Annotated in this window: 15 protein-coding genes; 10 read left to right on the top strand and 5 right to left on the bottom strand. The window is 45.0% G+C overall.

Annotated features, from left to right (window positions below; all coding sequences use genetic code 11):
• Positions 1–92: 92 nt before the first annotated feature.
• Both IX91_RS21450 and deoD read right to left on the bottom strand, forming a co-directional pair.
• Positions 93–1,562 (bottom strand): hypothetical protein, encoded by a 1,470-nt coding sequence (locus tag IX91_RS21450; protein WP_004744573.1) that lies wholly within the window; start codon positions 1,560–1,562, stop codon positions 93–95.
• 60 nt (positions 1,563–1,622) lie between these two features.
• Complete coding sequence (deoD, locus tag IX91_RS21445) at positions 1,623–2,333, bottom strand: purine-nucleoside phosphorylase (RefSeq protein WP_004744574.1); 711 nt, start codon at positions 2,331–2,333, stop codon at positions 1,623–1,625.
• Between the two features lie 351 nt (positions 2,334–2,684).
• Here deoD and IX91_RS21440 point away from each other — a divergent pair, with 351 nt between their 5' ends.
• The 4 genes from IX91_RS21440 to IX91_RS21425 are packed head-to-tail and all read left to right on the top strand — an operon-like array spanning position 2,685 to position 6,744.
• The gene (locus tag IX91_RS21440; RefSeq protein WP_004744575.1) at positions 2,685–3,638 is read left to right on the top strand and encodes a YbgA family protein; all 954 of its coding nucleotides are present in this window, start codon (positions 2,685–2,687) and stop codon (positions 3,636–3,638) included.
• Positions 3,628–4,413 carry a MerR family transcriptional regulator gene (locus tag IX91_RS21435; RefSeq protein ID WP_004744576.1) on the top strand — a complete coding sequence of 262 codons (786 nt, stop codon included), beginning with the start codon at positions 3,628–3,630 and terminating at the stop codon, positions 4,411–4,413. Before IX91_RS21440 ends, IX91_RS21435 begins: the two co-directional genes overlap by 11 nt.
• Positions 4,414–4,422: 9 nt before the next feature.
• Complete coding sequence (gene phrB / locus IX91_RS21430) at positions 4,423–5,838, top strand: deoxyribodipyrimidine photo-lyase (RefSeq protein ID WP_004744577.1); 1,416 nt, start codon at positions 4,423–4,425, stop codon at positions 5,836–5,838.
• Positions 5,839–6,744, top strand: coding sequence for a L,D-transpeptidase family protein (locus tag IX91_RS21425; RefSeq protein WP_004744578.1), 906 nt, complete (start codon positions 5,839–5,841; stop codon positions 6,742–6,744).
• Positions 6,745–6,793: 49 nt separating this feature from the next.
• Here the strand turns inward: IX91_RS21425 and IX91_RS21420 are convergent, their stop codons facing one another.
• Positions 6,794–7,042 (bottom strand): Lpp/OprI family alanine-zipper lipoprotein, encoded by a 249-nt coding sequence (locus IX91_RS21420; RefSeq protein WP_004744579.1) that lies wholly within the window; start codon positions 7,040–7,042, stop codon positions 6,794–6,796.
• Positions 7,043–7,386: 344 nt separating this feature from the next.
• Between IX91_RS21420 and IX91_RS21415 the strand changes: the two genes are divergently transcribed.
• Positions 7,387–8,730 (top strand): DEAD/DEAH box helicase, encoded by a 1,344-nt coding sequence (locus tag IX91_RS21415; protein WP_004744580.1) that lies wholly within the window; start codon positions 7,387–7,389, stop codon positions 8,728–8,730.
• Between the two features lie 140 nt (positions 8,731–8,870).
• Here the strand turns inward: IX91_RS21415 and IX91_RS21410 are convergent, their stop codons facing one another.
• Entirely contained in the window at positions 8,871–10,817 is a 1,947-nt protein-coding gene (locus IX91_RS21410; RefSeq protein ID WP_004744581.1) for a DEAD/DEAH box helicase, read from the bottom strand.
• A gap of 464 nt (positions 10,818–11,281) precedes the next feature.
• Here IX91_RS21410 and rnb point away from each other — a divergent pair, with 464 nt between their 5' ends.
• A complete protein-coding gene (gene rnb / locus IX91_RS21400; RefSeq protein ID WP_004744582.1) occupies positions 11,282–13,285 on the top strand; it encodes an exoribonuclease II in 2,004 nt (667 codons plus the stop codon).
• A gap of 222 nt (positions 13,286–13,507) precedes the next feature.
• A complete protein-coding gene (locus IX91_RS21395; protein WP_004744583.1) occupies positions 13,508–14,122 on the top strand; it encodes a porin family protein in 615 nt (204 codons plus the stop codon).
• A gap of 30 nt (positions 14,123–14,152) precedes the next feature.
• Here IX91_RS21395 and IX91_RS21390 read toward each other — a convergent pair whose 3' ends face one another.
• Positions 14,153–14,506 carry a DUF3024 domain-containing protein gene (locus IX91_RS21390; RefSeq protein WP_004744584.1) on the bottom strand — a complete coding sequence of 118 codons (354 nt, stop codon included), beginning with the start codon at positions 14,504–14,506 and terminating at the stop codon, positions 14,153–14,155.
• A 178-nt stretch (positions 14,507–14,684) separates the two neighbouring features.
• Here IX91_RS21390 and IX91_RS21385 point away from each other — a divergent pair, with 178 nt between their 5' ends.
• The 3 genes from IX91_RS21385 (at position 14,685) to IX91_RS21375 (ending at position 17,763) form a co-directional block, all read left to right on the top strand.
• Positions 14,685–15,503: a phosphate ABC transporter substrate-binding protein gene (locus tag IX91_RS21385; protein ID WP_004744585.1), complete on the top strand. Its 819-nt coding sequence runs from the start codon at positions 14,685–14,687 to the stop codon at positions 15,501–15,503.
• 126 nt (positions 15,504–15,629) lie between these two features.
• Complete coding sequence (locus tag IX91_RS21380; RefSeq protein WP_004744586.1) at positions 15,630–16,997, top strand: NfeD family protein; 1,368 nt, start codon at positions 15,630–15,632, stop codon at positions 16,995–16,997.
• On the top strand, positions 16,975–17,763 hold the full coding sequence (locus IX91_RS21375) for a slipin family protein (protein ID WP_004744587.1): 789 nt from the start codon (positions 16,975–16,977) through the stop codon (positions 17,761–17,763). Before IX91_RS21380 ends, IX91_RS21375 begins: the two co-directional genes overlap by 23 nt.
• The last annotated feature ends 3 nt before the right edge of the window (positions 17,764–17,766 follow it).

Raw genomic sequence — 17,766 nt, 5'->3', positions numbered from 1 at the left:
ACACAACATATTATATGAATAGCCATGCGCTAATCTCTACTAAAAGTGCCAAAACACCGATCGATTAACGGTACTCGTCACAATACTGATAATTATGAAAGGAGCTCGCGCAGTGTCAAAGGTGATTGAGTCAGTTCCAGATTCTGAGCGGCTGTCTTCCCCGTCTTATCTTGATAGCACAAATTATGCCAAGCTCGGAAAATATCCAACATAGGCATTAGACCACCTGGGCGTAGCTTGCGTCTAGGTTCGTTGACAAAACTTTCGAACAAGGTCTGAAAACGCTGCTGATAAAACTGGGTGCGTCGGATAGAAGCACTTCTTAACCATTGTTTTGGTTTATTATTTTGACCAGCAAGATAGCAAATGCCTTTCGATGAATCATGGCTTGATGCTATCGCCCAACGGTCTCGCCACCATCCCATATGGACAATATCCACTTTGTCGATAGCGTTGTTTTCATTCCAGCCTTTATCTTCTTCTACATACATTAGGTCGATATTTTGACGCAAAATGCGTGGCAGACAGACACTTAGCGCTGCAGAACGCAAAACAGGATCTTGTGGCAAATAGATCGATACTTGGCGATCATCTTGGCATAAATCGAGTACATGCAAAAAGTGCGCATACGACGTGTAAGGTGGGCGAATCAAAGCCCCCTTAGATGGGTAGTTGAATACTGTGAGATTTCCCATTGGGTCTTCAACATTTCCCCTCGCTAAGATGGTTTGGTACTGCTGATCAATTCGCTCTCGCAACACTGGCGATGGGGTAGGAGCGGGCATGTTCGCTTCAGAAGAGTGCTCTTTTGAGACAAAACGCGCAGGGTACTGATACGGGTCATGATCCACATCCCCGATTGGCTCTTCTCCCGCTGAATAGTTAACGTGCTGGCAAAGTATGTAGCCACTATGAGCTTCGCCTGTTGCCATCCACAACACGCCATTATTACTTTTAGGCTGTAAGGGAACATAGAAAGACGCAAGCTCATAGCTTGCAGCGTGATTCACCCAGCGGGCATCAAACATAGCGAGCTTACGTCGGCATCGGCTCGCGATATGATCGAGGTGATCATAAAACGTCTTTGGATTAATTTCTAATTTACGGCAGATCTCGCGTACCGAATAGCCCATAAAAAGTAAACCAAGGAGGTTTTCTTGGAATTGTAGTTTTTTGTTAGCCCCAGACCATTTGTCGACAAAGGTCGATTGGCAGCATTTACAACGATAGCGTTGGCGATCGCCGCTATAACCAAAAGCATGGTAGAGGTGTTTGTGGGTATGAACAGATAAACCAAAATTATCGCAATCGTCGTTTCGACAAGCAGGAAGCCCGTCACTGTGGAGTTGACGAAGTCGATGAAGCTCATTGAGAACTTCTTGGTTATTAAGTAAGGGGGGGAAAGCGCCACATTCCCGACATACCATCGCAGGTCGCTTAGGGTTAGCATGCTGCACAACGTAACGATGTGCATCACTCAATCCAAAGTTGTCACACGCCAATGTTTTACAAAAGTTGAGCTGTAACCCGTTCGCTTCCTTTGGCAGTTGGCCGGCTGTCACTATCTCCCCCTCGGGATTATTCGGGCCACCAAACTCGGTTTGGTGGCGAAAAGATTGGAATTAGATGTTGATTGCAGTTTCTAGTGCTACTTTCATCATGTCATTGAATGACTTCTGACGCTCTTCAGAGCTTAGTTTCTCACCACGGATGATGTGGTCAGAGACTGTTAGGATAGTAAGTGCTTTTGCACCAAGATCTGCTGCTACGCCGTAGATACCTGCCGCTTCCATGTCTACACCTAGGATGCCAAGTTTTTCCATCTTCTCAAAGATGTCTGCTTCAGGAGTGTAGAAAAGGTCTGCAGAGAATACATTACCCACTTTTACTGGTACTTCTTGAGCGCGAGCTTGGTTAACAGCCTCTTCTAGAAGACCGAAGTCAGCAATCGCTGCGAAGTCGTGATCGTTGAAGCGAATGCGGTTTACTTTAGAGTCAGTTGACGCACCCATACCGATAACAACGTCCATCAGTTTAACGTCGTCACGTACTGCACCACAGCTACCAACACGAATCACATTTTTCACACCGTATTCAGCGATTAGTTCGTGAACATAGATGCAGCATGAAGGAATACCCATACCGTGACCCATTACAGACACTTTCTTACCTTTGTAAGTACCTGTGTAGCCGAACATGTTACGAACGTCACATACTTGCTTCACGTCATCGAGGAAAGTTTCCGCGATGTATTTAGCGCGTAGTGGGTCGCCTGGCATCAGTACTGTTTCAGCGAAATCACCTGGTTGTGCATTAATGTGTGGGGTTGCCATAGTTATTACTCCAAAAATTATTAGTAATTCGAACTGCTGATTACTAATTATGTTGATTTTGAAAAATCTGTTGAGGCAATACTAGCTATATCTGAGATTGCTCCATGAGAAGTATGTCACAAAAGGGGGGTGTTTGATGCTTTTATTGTCCATTGATAACTAAAACTGTTGAAAGTGAATGAGCAATCGATTTGTAAAAACGTTTGCTTCATTAAGTGAACTAAAAAGCCGTTACTCACGTAGCTTATTTATGAGTTGTACAAGAAATGTTTTTGTACAGGATATAAATATTGTGCTAAAACTTATACAAGAAATGTTTTTGTACAGCACGGCTAGGCAAAGGAGTTCATCATGAATCAGCAGCAGATAAAAATTGGTATCAGTTCTTGTGTTTTAGGTGAGCGTGTTCGATTTGACTCGGGGCATAAGATCAGCAAGTTTGTCACTAAGGAGCTGACACCTTACTTTGAGTTTGTCCCTGTGTGCCCAGAAGTAGGTTCTGGAATGCCTGTACCCAGACCAACCATACGATTGATGTCAAACGAAGATAGAATTGCCTTGGTGGAAACTAAAGATCCAACCAAAGAGCATACGCAGGCTGTCGTTGATTACTCGAAGAGTAAAGTGATAGAGCTTGAGCGCGAACAGCTATGTGGTTACATCGTCTGTGCTAAATCGCCAACGTGTGGAATGGAGCGAGTCAAAGTCTATAAAAAGAACAGCGCTGAGAATGTTGGGGTCGGTTTGTACACCAATGAATTGATAAAAGCCATGCCTTGGTTGCCCGTTGAAGAAGATGGTCGACTTAACGATCCGGTTTTGAAAGAGAACTTCATTACTCGCATTTATACACTTAAAGATTTTTATGATTCTATCGGCGATGAGCCGACGCGTGGGAAAATCGTTGCGTTTCACTCGCGCTATAAGTTGACCTTAATGGCGCATCATCCAACCTCTTACAAAGAACTAGGTAAACTCGTTGCGAATGTCAAAGATTATGACATTGAAGAGTTCTATAAACTGTATCGACAAGGCTTGATGGCGGCGATGACTCATAGAGCGAGTAGAAAAAACAACACTAACGTGCTGATGCATTTACAAGGTTACTTTAAACGCGCTCTAAGTCGCTCACAGAAGAAGGAGTTGGTGCAAGTAATAGAGGATTATCGAGTTGGGCTGTTACCTTTGCTTGCGCCATTAACATTAATTAAGCACTATTTAGCCGCTCATCCAGATAGTTATCTGGAAGACCAAGCTTTTCTGCAACCTCACCCACAGGAGTTACGTTTAAGATATGGGTTATGAGAAAAAATTGTACGCGATTCGTGAGATTTCTGAGATTACAGGGGTTAAACCAGTAACCTTACGTGCATGGCAGAGACGTTATAGCTTAGTGCAACCTCAAAGGACTGAAAAAGGCCATCGCTTGTATACCGATGAACACATCGCTTTAATCGGAGAGATACAAGGGTGGCTCAGCAAAGGGGTTCCGATTGGCAAGGTGAAAGATGTACTTGAGTCCAATGAGCCTAATAAAGGCGAAGAGTACCTCGCGAGTGAACAATTGGACGAAGTGAGTGCTTTCTTACAAGCGTTAGCTGAACTGAATAAAGGGAAAGCGGATTCAATAGTCGCCACGGTGTTTAAAGAATACCCACTGGATGTGGTGCGAAAGCAGTTTGTTAAGCCAGCAGAGAAAGCGTTATCTGTGGTCAAAATTGGTCTGCGAGCGCTACAAAAAGGCTTAATGGAGTCTATCTTTGTCGCTCGGCTCAATGCGATTATTGATTCAGAGAACAAAGCTGCCAAATCGGGTAAATGCCTGTTTATTAATTACGACAGCGTTAACATCCATGCGCGCCTTTGGGCGCTACATCTATCTGAGTCGGGTAAGAGCTTGGTGATTATAGATGGGATTGAAGACTTGTCGGGTCTGGTTGAGCATGAAGGACTGGGGGCGTATGCTGCCATCGCCATTTATAGCTCGCGACCTCTTACCGCAGGGCAAACTGCCACTGTTGAAAAGATAAAATCATCCTTCTCTGGCGAGGTTTTACTTTCAGACTTAATTGAAGCCTAAGGCCTAAAGATGAATCTAGTCTGGTTGCGCCGAGATTTACGTGTCGAAGACAATACCGCTTTGCACTGCGCGTGTTCGAGCGGAGAGTCTGTGGTTGCTCTTTATATTGCAACACCACAAACCTGGCAGGAGCACGCCCTTGCTCCCATTCAAGCCGACTTAATCTATCGCCGACTGTTGGCACTGAAAAGCGATCTGAGTAAGAAAAACATCTCCCTCTATTACGCTCAAACTGAATCTTTTAAAGATGCTGCGAGATTGGTAGTTGAAGTTGCTGTGACAGAAGGTGCGAGCGGCGTTTATCTCAACAAAGAGTATGAACTCAATGAACGCTGCAGAGACGACTTACTGTCCGAGCTTCTCGCAACTGAGGGTATAGAGTGCAAAAGCTTTGATGATAAATGCATTCTTAACCCCGGTAGCGTGGTTAACAAGCAAGGTGACTACTTTAAGGTATTTACGCCGTTTAAACGCGCCTACTTGGCAGCGATGTATCGTCAACCAGTCGCTGTCACAAAGCTAAATCCCCAGCAGATAAGAGGTAAGCTGACATCAAATCATGTGGCGGATTTTTCGAGTCAGTGTGATTTTGATTATCCGAGAGAGTCGAGTGAAAGATACGTGGTAGAGACTGAGCAGATAATCCAAGCGCTAAGAAAATTCGATAGTGACAAGGTTACTAGTTATCACTCCAATCGAGATTTTCCTGCGATTGACGGCACGAGTACTCTTTCACCTTATTTAGCTATTGGAGCACTCTCGGTCAGACAATGCATGGCACGTGTCATGTACCAGCAATCCCTTCCTTTAAGTGGTGGGCGTGAGGTTTGGCAAAGTGAATTGATTTGGCGTGAGTTTTATCAGCATTTAGCCTACTTTGAACCAAAATTGTCGCAAGGTAAGAGTTTTACTTCATGGGGAGACAATTTAGTTTGGCTCAATCCTACTGCTGCTATCGATGCGTGGAAAATGGGTTTAACAGGTTATCCGATTGTCGACGCAGCAATGCGCCAGCTTAACCAAACAGGTTGGATGCACAACCGCTTGAGAATGATAGTGGCAAGCTTTCTAGTTAAGGATCTTCACGTAGATTGGCGTGTTGGTGAACACTATTTTATGTCCAAACTCATTGATGGTGATTACGCCGCCAATAATGGTGGCTGGCAGTGGTGTGCATCGACAGGCTGTGATGGGCAACCCTATTTTCGTATTTTTAATCCCACTACGCAGGGAGAGCGATTTGACCCAGATGGCGCTTTTATTCGGCGTTGGATTCCAGAGTTGTTGAGCGTGCCAGACAAGTACATCCATCAACCTCATAAGTGGGGCAATGCTAAAGATCTGTCATATCCAGAACCGATAGTTGATCATAAGACCGAAAGAGAGATAACCTTAAGCCTCTATAAAGAAGCCAAGGAAGTTTAAATGGTGCGTAAGTTTCTCGCATTCTTGTGTTGTGTCAGCTCGCCTCTGTTTGCTGCGACGTATGAGTTACCAGTCGAAGGCAGTAGTATCGTGGGACGAACTCAGTACCATCAGGTAGAAGAAGGGGAGACGCTCGCTAACATTGCTAAGCAATATGATGTCGGCTTCTTGTCTTTGATGGCTGCCAATAAAGGCGTCGACCCGTTTTTACCTAAAGCGGACTATGTGTTAACGATCCCGACTCAAATCATATTGCCGAACGTCGAGCGCGAAGGGATCGTGATTAACCTAGCGGAACTTCGGCTTTACTATTTCGAGCCTGAATCTAACCAAGTGCATATATTCCCAGTTGGTATCGGGCGAGTAGGGCGTGACACACCTGAAATGGAAACCTCTGTCAGCCAAAAGCGTCCAAATCCGACTTGGACTCCTCCTGCTTCGATTCGTAAAGACTATTTAGCAAAAGGGATTGAGTTGCCTGCTGTGGTGCCAGCTGGACCAGAAAACCCTCTGGGTGAGTATGCACTTCGATTAGCTCATGGCGCAGGTGATTATCTTATTCATGGTACTAACAAAGATTTCGGCATTGGCCTTCGAGTGAGCTCGGGTTGTATTCGCATGGAGCCAAAGGATATCGAGTGGCTTTTCCCTCAAGTTAAGCTGGGTGAAAAAGTTACCGTGATTAACGAGCCTATTAAGGTTGCGCTTGAACCAGATCGTAGTGTGTTCCTAGAAGCACACGAGCCGTTAACTCGCAGTGATGGCGTAAAAAAAGCGCTAGAGATGCCACAAGAGCTTAGCTGGTGGTTAGAGGAGTTTGACCAATCGGATGTGAAAGCGAGAGCCGCAATATTGGCGCAAAATGGTGTACCAGTCGAAATCGTCGCTCCGACATTAATAAATTAAAGAAAAAAGAAAGGGTCTGCATGCAGACCCTTTCTTTTAAAAGACGAAATTACTTAGTGTAAGACTGAGCAATGTTGTCGATACGTTCGTTTGCACGTGCCGCTTCTTCTTGTGCTGCCATAGCAGAGTCACCAGACTTACGTACTTCAGATTGTAGCGCTTGAACATCTTGGCTTAGTTGGCTTACTTGATTGCTTAGCTCATCCATTTTCGCCGTTGTCGCTTCGTCTGGACCAGACGCACAACCCGCTAGTAGAAGAACAGAAGACGCTGCAGCTGCGATCAACATTTTGTTCATGAGAGAACTCCTTGCATAAATAAGTATCAATAATATGTCCTATACCTTTTTATCGTATAGTGACGTCAATCAGTGTAGCCCTAATTCTACGCTTGCTAAAGCCAGCAAAAGTCAAAAAAACCCAAGAATTTAAGTAATTATCAAATTAGTTGAGCTACGTCTCATTGGTGAGAGCAATAGATGTAAGAGAAATAGAGCTGACATTTAGAGTAAAAGTAAGGGCAAAAGAATATTTTCTGTGATCTCTATCCTCTTAGAGTGAATCCAGTTATCATAGCCTGTTTTTAGAATAATTCGTGTTGTACGAAGCCATTTGAGCTGTGGTGACAACGCTGTGTAACCAATTGGAGAATACTTTGCACTTTAAAGATTTAGGTTTAGACAATCGCTTACTAAAGAACTTGAAGCACTTTGACTTTAAGAAGGCGACAGAAATTCAGCAGCGCGCGATACCTGTCGCGATTGCTGGCAAAGATCTGTTGGCGTCTTCAAAGACAGGTTCTGGTAAGACACTAGCTTTTGTATTGCCTATGCTGCACAAGTCGCTAAAAAACAAAGCATTCTCTGCAAAAGACCCACGCGCAGTGATTCTTGCTCCTACCCGTGAGCTTGCAAAGCAAGTGTATGGTGAGTTGCGTTCGATGTTAGGTGGATTGTCTTATGACGCGACCCTCATTGTTGGTGGTGAAAACTTTAACGATCAGGTTAAAGCGCTACGTCGTTACCCTAAGTTTATTGTCGCTACACCTGGACGTTTAGCTGATCACCTTGAGCATCGCTCTCTATTTCTAGATGGCCTCGAAACTCTAGTGTTAGATGAAGCTGACCGTATGCTTGATCTTGGCTTTGCTCCTGAACTGCGCCGTATTCACAACGCTGCTAAACACCGCCGCCGTCAAACATTGATGTTCTCAGCAACATTAGACCATGCTGAAGTTAACGATATTGCTATGGAGATGTTAGATGCTCCAAAACGTATTGCAATTGGCGCAGCTACAGAAAAGCACACTGACATCACTCAGAAGTTCTACCTGTGTGATCATCTTGATCATAAAGAAGCAATTTTAGAGCGCGTTCTAGAAGAAGCAGAATACAAACAGCTGATTATCTTTACTGCAACGCGTGTTGATACAGAGCGTCTAACAGAAAAACTTAACGAGAAGAAGCTCAAAGCAATCGCGCTTAGCGGTAGCTTAAACCAGACTCAACGCAATACCATCATGAGTCAGTTTGAGCGTGCTGTGTTCAAAATACTGGTCACGACGGATGTCGCTTCTCGTGGTCTAGATATCGCTAACGTTACCCATGTTGTAAACTTCGACATGCCAAAACATACGGAAGAATATGTTCACCGTGTAGGTCGTACAGGCCGTGCTGGCAATAAAGGTGATGCGGTTTCACTTGTAGGTCCAAAAGACTGGGATAGTTTTAAGCGTGTTGAAGCTTATTTGCAGCAAGACCTAAGCTTCTCTGAACTTGAAGGGTTAAAAGGCAAGTTTAAAGGCTTAAAACCGCGTAAACCTGATTTTCGTAACAAGGGCAAAGCGACTAAGAATGCCAAGCCGCAAGCGAAGAAATCAACTAAGAAACCAGTTAAGCGTGACAAGAGCTTCCACCAGAATGTGGCAGTGGGTGATAGCGTGTTTATTCCTAAGAAGAAAACACCGCCTAAACCTGATAGCGAATAATCAGAGTTAAACTAAGAAAGCCATTTGGTTCTGCCAAATGGCTTTTTTGTATCAAGAGTTTGGTTGAAGCAGCGCAAAATCAACGGACAAAAAAAGGAGCCAAATTTGGCTCCTTTTTTAATGCTTGCTAGCAGAGGTGATTAATCTTCGCGGTTACCACGACCATGGCCACGTTCGCCACGGTAGTTACCACGGTGATCGCCACCACGGTTACGGTCAAAGCGACGCTCACCATCACGACGACCACCTTCGCGATTACCACGACCGCCTTCACGGTTGCCACGGTAGCCACCTTCGCGGTTTCCGTCACGGTTACCACGGTAGCCGCCTTCGCGGTTTCCATCACGATTACCACGGTAACCGCCACCATCGCGACGTCCACCGTCACGGCGACCGCCATCACGACGACCACGAGGTTCACGGAAGTCATCAAAGTCACACACTACCGCGCCAACTTCTTTCTGACGAATGCGTAGTTTACGTAGCTTGTTAGCAGTCTCTGAAGACATTGCTTTTGGTAGCTGAACGTAAGTTTCGCCTTGTGCTAGTTTAATCGCACCGATTGAACCTTTAACTAGGCCAAGTTCGTTTGCCAATGCGCCAACGATGTCTTTAACCTGAACGCCTTGCTCACGACCAACTTGCAGCTGGTATGTATCCCAGTCTTGGTTGTTGAAGTTGCGGTCACGACCACGACCATCACGGCCGCCTTCACGACGCTCTTTACGACGCTGCTTGTCACGCTCAATCGCTTCAATCATTGGGTCTTCGCCAATGTAGAATAGTGGGCGCTTACCTTGCTGACGCTTAAGAAGAATGGCAGCCAGTGTTGCCGCGTCTAGCTCAAGAGACTCTTGTAGTTTTTCAACTAGCTCAGAGAACTTCTCTAGCGCTTTGTGTTCTTTATCAGCTTCAAGCTCTGCACCAAGTTTTGCTACGCGAGCTTCTGCAACTTTGTCACGGTGTGGAAGTTGGATCTCTTCCATTGATGACTTAGTTACACGCTCAATAGTGCGAAGCATACGTAGTTGGTTAGTGCGAACTAGAAGGATCGCTTTACCTTTACGTCCAGCACGACCTGTACGGCCGATACGGTGGATGTAAGACTCAACATCGAATGGGATGTCGTAGTTGAATACGTGCGTGATACGTGGAACGTCAAGACCACGTGCTACAACGTCTGTTGCAACTAGAATGTCGATAACACCTTGTTTGATGTGATCAACAGTACGTTCACGTAGAGACTGAGGAATGTCACCGTGTAGTGCAGAAGCTTTGAAGCCGCGTGCACATAGCCAATCGGCTAGACGCTCAGTGTCTTGACGAGTACGTACGAATACGATTGACGCATCAGTCTCTTCAGTTTCTAGAAGACGAGACATTGCTTCGTCTTTTTCTACACCTTTAACAACCCAGAACTGCTGTTCTACTTTGTCTACAGTGTGGTTTTTACCTGCAACGTCTACTGTTTCTGGATCACGTAGGAAGCGCTCAACAATGCTCTTAAGCATCGGAGGCATAGTCGCAGAGAATAGTACACGTTGTGCTGATTCAGGTGCGTGCTCCATGATTTCAGTTACGTCATCAACGAAGCCCATGTTTAGCATCTCATCCGCTTCATCAAGAACGAATGTGTGTACTTCGTCTAGGTGTAGACGATCACGGTTGATAAGGTCTTGAACACGGCCCGGAGTACCAACAACGATGTGAGCACCGTTTTTCAGTGCGCGCATTTGATCAACAATCGATGCACCACCGTAGATCTCAAGAACTTTAAGACCAGCGATGTTTTGACCTAAGTTCTTAACTTCAGCCGCTACTTGGATCGCTAGTTCGCGAGTTGGAGCAAGTACGATTGCTTGAGGCTTACGCTGTGCAAGGTCTAGCTTGTTTAAAAGAGGTAGAGAGAAAGCTGCAGTTTTACCAGTACCAGTTTGAGCTTTACCTAGTGCGTCTTTACCAGCCAATAGGTGCGGAATAGCAGCAGCCTGAATTGGAGTTGGTGAAACAAAACCCATACCATCAAGAGCTGAAAGGATAGAGTCGTTAAGCGCTAGATCGCTAAACTGAATTACAGAATCTGTCATTGGGATCCTACTATATAATGTCAACAAAAGGTCCCACGAGCTCTACCAATTCCAATACCAATCCAGTTGAGAGCTGATTCCGTTCAGATGCGGAAAAGTCGTAAATCGCATCAAGCCACTAGGGACGTAAGAGATATTGGTGTTATTTACTGTCCGTTCATCTAAAAATTCTATGAACAGAAGGGGGCCACCAATATGAGGGGGCGGATTATTCCCTAAAAGCACAAAAAAAGCTAGAAAAAATTGAATTTCATCACAATTTTTTCCTGATATGAGAATTTTTGTGTAGTTCTTGTTCATCTAGATGCATTAGGTGCGAAATTTATGCACAAATTTAGGTGATTGCTAACTGATTGAATTGTTCGTTAAACACCAGATTGTCATGCTTCTACGCTAGCAGGGGCAAGGGCTCGGTGATATAGTGGGCGCAATTTTTCGGTTACTTACTCGGTAAAACAAGATAGATGTTTCAAGATAACCCTCTACTGGCTCAACTTAAGCAGCAAATCCAAGAAACCCTGCCTAAAAAAGAAGGCACAATCAAAGCGACAGAGAAAGGCTTTGGTTTCCTTGAAGTGGATAGTAAGACAAGTTTCTTTATCCCACCTCCGTACATGAAAAAATGTATGCACGGCGACAAGGTAAAAGCGATCATTCGTACAGAGAAAGATCGCGAGCAAGCTGAACCAGAAGAGCTACTTGAACAAGGGCTTAACCGTTTTATTGGCCGAGTTAAACTATTCAAAGGCAAACTGAACGTTACGCCAGACCATCCTCAACTTAAAAAGTTATCTTTAAAAGCTAAGACACGTAAAGGCATCAAGAGTGATGATCTTAAAGAGGGTGATTGGGTGATTGCACACCTTATTCGTCATCCACTTAAAGGTGATAATGGCTTCTTTGTCGAAATCAGCGACAAAATTACTGATGCAGACGACAAGATAGCACCTTGGTGGGTAACCTTGGCGCAAAATGATTTGCCAAACAGCGAACCAGCAGGACTAGATAGCTGGGAGCTAAAAGACGACGCTGATCTTGAACGCACCGATATGACACACATTCCGTTTGTGACCATTGATGGTGAGTCAACCAAAGATATGGATGACGCGCTGCATGCTAAAAAGACAGAATCTGGTGATTTCGAACTGACAATTGCGATTGCCGATCCTACGGCCTACATCACACCTGATAGTGATATGGACAAAGTGGCGCGCGAGCGTGGTTTTACCATCTATCTACCGGGTAGAAATATTCCAATGCTTCCACGTGACCTCGCCGATGACTTATGTTCATTGATTGAGGGTGAAGCACGCCCTGCTCTATGTTGTAGTGTGACGGTGACGAAAGAGGGTGTTATCGGTGATGACATTAAGTTCTTCGCTGCCAACATTAAATCTCATGCTCGCTTGGCTTACGACCATGTTTCCGATTGGATTGAAAATGGCAGTTCAGATGCTTGGCAACCAAGTGAAGAAATCGCTGAGGTCGTTCGTGACCTCTATGACTTCTCACGTGCTCGCGCTGAGTGGCGTGAAACTCATGCGGTCGTTTTCCCTGACCGTCCAGACTACCGATTTGAACTGAGTGAAGATAACGATGTTGTCGCTATTCATGCAGACATGCGTCGTAGCGCTAACCGCCTAGTAGAAGAGGCGATGATTACAGCAAACATTTGTGCAGGCAAAACGCTGCAATCAAGCTTTAATTCCGGTGTGTTTAACACTCACGCGGGCTTCAAACCGGAAAAGATTGAAGATGTCATTAATCTGGTAAACCCAGAAGGTGAACTGCCGTTTACCGCTGAATCTATCGCGACTCTAGAAGGGTTTGCGGCGCTGCGTCGTTGGTTGGGTAGTCAAGAAACGTCTTACCTAGATAACCGAATCCGCAAAGCTCAAGCATACAGCGAAATCGGTAACCAGCCTCTACCGCATTATGCTATGGGTCTTGACCTATACGCGACGTGGACATCACCAATCCGCAAATATGGCGATATGATCAACCACCGTATGCTTAAAGCGCACATCTTAGGCAAAGAACCAGTGCAGACTGCCGACGATAGTGTCGGTGAAGAACTAGCGATTCATCGCAAGCACCACAAGATGGCTGAGCGCAATGTTGGTGATTGGCTATATGCACGTACCCTTGCAGACGAACCTGCTAAAGAGACCAAGTTCAACGGTGAGATATTCGATATCAACCGTGCTGGCATGCGTATTCGCTTGATTGAAAATGGCGCTGCGGCATTTATTCCAGGCTCCCTCATCTTAGCTAACAAAGAGCGCCTTGAGTGCAACGGTGAAAATGGTACGGTTTCAATCGATAAACAAGTGACTTACCGCTTAGGCGATGTGCTAGAGGTGGTTCTGACTGACGTAAATCAGGAAAACCGCAGTCTAGTCGCCAAACCGACACAAATCTTTGAAGAAGTGAAGACAACGACAGAAGCTGAAACCTCAGCAGAGTAACAAATCATTTCGTTTAAGTTACCCCAAAGGCGCTATTACAGCGCCTTTTTTGTTGCTCTGGTCTTATTAGAACAATTCGCAGTTTTAATGTAATGATGTTAGGTATTTGACTGGTGTATGACAAAGCTCAGACAATTCTATACATTTCGCATAAAGACGCTTATTCGATATTCCTATAGTTTGTAACCGATTTAATTCATTAGGGAATATTAGGTAAGAATTATGAAAAAGGTTGTTTTACTTGCAGCGCTTGTAGCGCTACCGACATTTGCAGCTCAGAAAGTTGATGGTTTTTATATTGGTGCGGGTATCGGTGATACGAGCTACGACGATGATGGATTTGGCAAAAGTGTTACCAATGGCACAACTTCAACTGAAACAGATGGAGCATCATTCAAACTGATTGGTGGCTATCAGTTTAACAAGATCGCTGCGATTGAAGCTCAGTACACAAAGTACGGCACAGCAAACACCAAATTGTCTAACACTAAAGCACTGACGATGGACAGTGAGTCTCTAATCGTGGCGGCTAACCTAGGTTATACCTTTGACAACGGCCTTAGACCTTACGGGGTAATTGGTGCAGGTATTGTTAGCTGGGATGTGCGAAATGCGGGTGCGACAGCCTATTTGAACAACAAATCTTCAAGTACGTTTGCTGTACGTGCAGGACTCGGCCTTGAGTATGCACCTGCCATGTTTGATGGTTGGGCGGTTAGAGCAGGTTATGAAGTTGACGCGTTTGCTGCGGACGTAGAAGATTCGTTAACCAAGAAAACCACGGAACATACCTTGGGTATGGGCTCTTTCTACATTGGTTCGACTTACAAGTTTTAGAACAATAGTGATAGGAGAGCACTTGCTCTCCTAATCCTGCCAAAACATCTCTTTCGGGTCTTTATCGATTTCGCGCATGATAGCAGTTAGGTCGCTACTTTGAGCTAAATATGGGTAGGGCACCCACTGCTCACTATCCGTTTCTTGTGGCATAAACAGCTGCCACTGATTGAGTTCGCCATTCCACGCCACTTTCGCTATTGGATTCATGTAATTGCAGTGGCTCGAATCAAGTAAAAAGTGCTGCTTGATAAAAATGACGCCATTGTTCATGGTTTCAAAGCTTGCTTTACCCAATTCAGCAGGCGTACTTTGATTGCGTTGCTTACAGATAAGCTCCGCTCTGCTCTCTACTTGACGTTGTAGTAAACTCACTAGCCCCATGACGCTCTCACTTCAACAATATGAGTATCTGTGTAAAAGGTTACACTTCTCTAACCTAAGCATAGTATGTACTAGATATTTCATTGTCTGCATAGGCTTTCACAAAAATGTCATCTAACCGCAATAACATAGCGCTGTTTAGTTATAACCAATCGCATCTATTAGTGGGGAGTTTATTATGGTTCGTGTTGCGTTGGCTGCACTTTTATCTACATCACTGTTTTCAGTGCCAACGTTGGCTAAAGAGGTGAATGTTTCAGGCTCGACTTCGGTTGCTCGTGTCATGGATGTGCTCGCAGAAGACTACAACAGCACTCACCCAGACAGCTACGTAGCGGTTCAGGGCATCGGTTCGTCAGCCGGTATTACGTTGGTTAAGAAAGGTGTCGCTGATGTAGGTATGAGCTCTCGTTACCTAACAGAAAGTGAGCAAGATGAATCGCTTACGGTTAAGCCAATTGCTTTTGATGGATTGGCTGTGGTGGTGAATAAATCTAACCCGATTGAAAATGTCACTCGTGAGCAGCTGTTTGATATCTATAAAGGAAAGATTACTAACTGGAAACAGCTAGGTGGAAACGATCAAAAAATCGCTGTAGTCACGCGTGAAGCTTCTTCTGGGTCACGTTACAGTTTTGAAAGCTTGATGGGATTGACGAAAATCATCAATAGTCGTCTCGTGTCAGATATCAACCCAGATAACCTAGTGGTAAACAGCAACAGCATGGTGAAGACGATTGTTAACCACAATAAACAAGCGATTGGTTTTGTTTCTACAGGCTCAGTGGATAGTTCGATCAAAGCAATCCAGTTTGAAGGGGTAGAAGCGAGCAACAAAACAATCGCTACGGGTCAGTATGAATTATCTCGCCCTTTCCTTGTTCTATACAACCCTGACAAAGTTGATGAAGACTCTAAGTCATTTATTCACTACTTAAACAGCAGCCAAGCAAAATCTTTGATTGAAGAGTACGGCTACACGCCAATTAAAAAGTAGTCTCGCTACAATGTTTGAATGGAGAGCTTTGGCTCTCCATTTTTATTTTGGTTGAGAACAATGCGCCACTATTGTGATGAATTAAATAGTCTAAACTGATAATAGACTGAAAAATGGGAAAGTCAGATGCCCTTACGGATTGTCAAAGCACTTTTATTTTGCTTTGTATTTTTGTCAGGACCATCTGTTTTTAGCTCAAGTGAGCCGGCGTCTAGTACGGCCAAGGTGGTTCCTGTTATCAATATCAGCGGAGCAATCGGCCCTGCTGTGGGGGACTACGTGATTGAAGAAATTACGTTAGCAAACCAAACCCCGAATATCTCCGCTCTGGTGCTGACAATCGATACTCCCGGTGGCCTAGTCAGCAGCCTTAGAGAGATCAACCAATCGATCCTCGCCTCAAAAGTTCCTATTTTGTGTTTGGTCTACCCTCAAGGTGCACGCGCTGCCAGTGCCGGTACATTTATTCTGTATGCTTGCCATATTGCAGCAATGGCACCTGCGACGACATTGGGAGCGGCGACTCCGGTAAGCATTGGTGGGGCAAGCCCAGAAAAATCCGATGAGGCGCCAAACCAGCCGTCGGCAATGGAAAAGAAAATGCTTAATGATTCTATTGCTTATATACGATCGCTGGCGCAGCTACGAGGTAGGAATGCAGAATGGGCGGAAAAAGCGGTTAGAGAAGCCGCCACACTTTCATCGAGTGAAGCGTTAGAGAAAAATGTTATCAATCTCATTGCGGATACGCCTGAACAACTCCTTATCCAATCGGATGGGCTAACTGTTAGCCTAAATGATACAAGCACACCGTTAGCAACTGCAGAAGCAAAGGTCGAGTATAAGACACCGGATTGGCGTCATCAGTTTCTCTCAACTATTACCGATCCGAATATCGCGTATATCTTAATGATGATCGGTATCTATGGCTTGTTGCTAGAGTTCTATAGCCCTGGGTTTGGCGTCGCGGGTGTCGTCGGTGCGATTTGTCTTCTGATTGCGACTTATGCTTTTCAGATGCTGCCAGTGAACTACGTTGGAATGGGTTTAATTCTACTAGGCATAGGTCTTTTGGTGGCTGAATCGCTCATACCAAGTTTTGGCATTTTAGGCTTTGGTGGTGTCATTGCTTTCGTCTTAGGTTCGATATTCCTCATTGAGAGTGATCTACCAGAGCTACAAGTTTCGTTAAATCTTATCTATTCCATAGCGGTGCTATCAGCAGCGTTTGTTGTGTTTGTATTACGCAGAGTATTGCAGCTTAGACAAAGTCAGGTGGTGAGTGGAGCTGAATACCTGATTGGTCAGCAAGCGGTTGTCGAAAAGAGCTTTACCGCGGAAGGTTATGTGCATATAGCGGGTGAGCGCTGGGCTGCGCATGGTGATGACAGTTTCTCTCGTGGAGATATTGTCATAGTCGAGGCCATTGATGGTCTGAGTTTGAAAATTAGTAAACAGCAAGGAAGTGGCTATGATGGAACAAATAATCACTAGTGGCATGCTGACCCCAGTGCTGATTGTCGTGTTGGTACTTTTGATTGCATTCAGCATGTTCCACGTGTTGCGGGAATATGAGCGCGGGGTCATCTTTTTCCTCGGGCGTTTTCAAATGGTCAAGGGGCCGGGTTTGATCATTGTTATTCCCATGATTCAACAGATCGTCAAAGTCGATATGCGAACAGTGGTGATGGACGTACCGAGTCAAGATGTCATTAGTCGTGACAACGTATCGGTTAGAGTCAATGCAGTTATTTATTTTCGAGTGGTCGATGCACAAAAAGCAATCATCAACGTAGAGGATTATTTAGCGGCAACGTCTCAATTGGCGCAAACGACCTTACGTTCTGTATTAGGGCAGCATGAACTCGATGAGATGCTTGCCAATCGAGAGATGCTCAATACAGATATCCAGACGATTCTTGATGCTCGTTCGGATGGTTGGGGAATTAAGGTGTCGGATGTCGAAATCAAGCACGTGGATCTTAATGAAAGTATGATTCGCGCGATTGCCAAACAAGCGGAAGCAGAGCGCTCTCGAAGGGCGAAAGTGATACACGCGTCTGGTGAAATGGAGGCATCTGAAAAGCTTGTTGAAGCAGCAAGTAAAATGGCGACTCAACCCAATGCGATGCTATTGCGTTACTTGCAAACCCTGACGGAGATTGCCGGAGAGAAAAGCTCTACCATCGCTTTCCCACTGCCAATGGAGTTAATGGAAGGACTGTTTAAACGGAGTGGCAGTGGTGACAAAAAAGAATAGCCT

Origin of the sequence: Vibrio tubiashii ATCC 19109 (assembly GCF_000772105.1) — a bacterium.
Taxonomy (GTDB): Bacteria; Pseudomonadota; Gammaproteobacteria; order Enterobacterales; family Vibrionaceae; genus Vibrio; species Vibrio tubiashii.
Note: the sequence above shows the minus strand (reverse complement) of the source record. Positions and strands in the feature narration are given on the sequence as shown.

Excerpts from the sequence above, each read along its gene's own strand:
- deoD (WP_004744574.1), bottom strand. The coding sequence starts at position 2,333 with ATGGCAACCCCACACATTAATGCACAACCAGGTGATTTCGCTGAAACA.
- IX91_RS21440 (WP_004744575.1), top strand. The coding sequence starts at position 2,685 with ATGAATCAGCAGCAGATAAAAATTGGTATCAGTTCTTGTGTTTTAGGT.
- IX91_RS21435 (WP_004744576.1), top strand. The coding sequence starts at position 3,628 with ATGGGTTATGAGAAAAAATTGTACGCGATTCGTGAGATTTCTGAGATT.
- phrB (WP_004744577.1), top strand. The coding sequence starts at position 4,423 with ATGAATCTAGTCTGGTTGCGCCGAGATTTACGTGTCGAAGACAATACC.
- IX91_RS21425 (WP_004744578.1), top strand. The coding sequence starts at position 5,839 with ATGGTGCGTAAGTTTCTCGCATTCTTGTGTTGTGTCAGCTCGCCTCTG.
- IX91_RS21420 (WP_004744579.1), bottom strand. The coding sequence starts at position 7,042 with ATGAACAAAATGTTGATCGCAGCTGCAGCGTCTTCTGTTCTTCTACTA.
- IX91_RS21410 (WP_004744581.1), bottom strand. The coding sequence starts at position 10,817 with ATGACAGATTCTGTAATTCAGTTTAGCGATCTAGCGCTTAACGACTCT.
- rnb (WP_004744582.1), top strand. The coding sequence starts at position 11,282 with ATGTTTCAAGATAACCCTCTACTGGCTCAACTTAAGCAGCAAATCCAA.
- IX91_RS21395 (WP_004744583.1), top strand. The coding sequence starts at position 13,508 with ATGAAAAAGGTTGTTTTACTTGCAGCGCTTGTAGCGCTACCGACATTT.
- IX91_RS21390 (WP_004744584.1), bottom strand. The coding sequence starts at position 14,506 with ATGGGGCTAGTGAGTTTACTACAACGTCAAGTAGAGAGCAGAGCGGAG.
- IX91_RS21385 (WP_004744585.1), top strand. The coding sequence starts at position 14,685 with ATGGTTCGTGTTGCGTTGGCTGCACTTTTATCTACATCACTGTTTTCA.
- IX91_RS21380 (WP_004744586.1), top strand. The coding sequence starts at position 15,630 with ATGCCCTTACGGATTGTCAAAGCACTTTTATTTTGCTTTGTATTTTTG.
- IX91_RS21375 (WP_004744587.1), top strand. The coding sequence starts at position 16,975 with ATGATGGAACAAATAATCACTAGTGGCATGCTGACCCCAGTGCTGATT.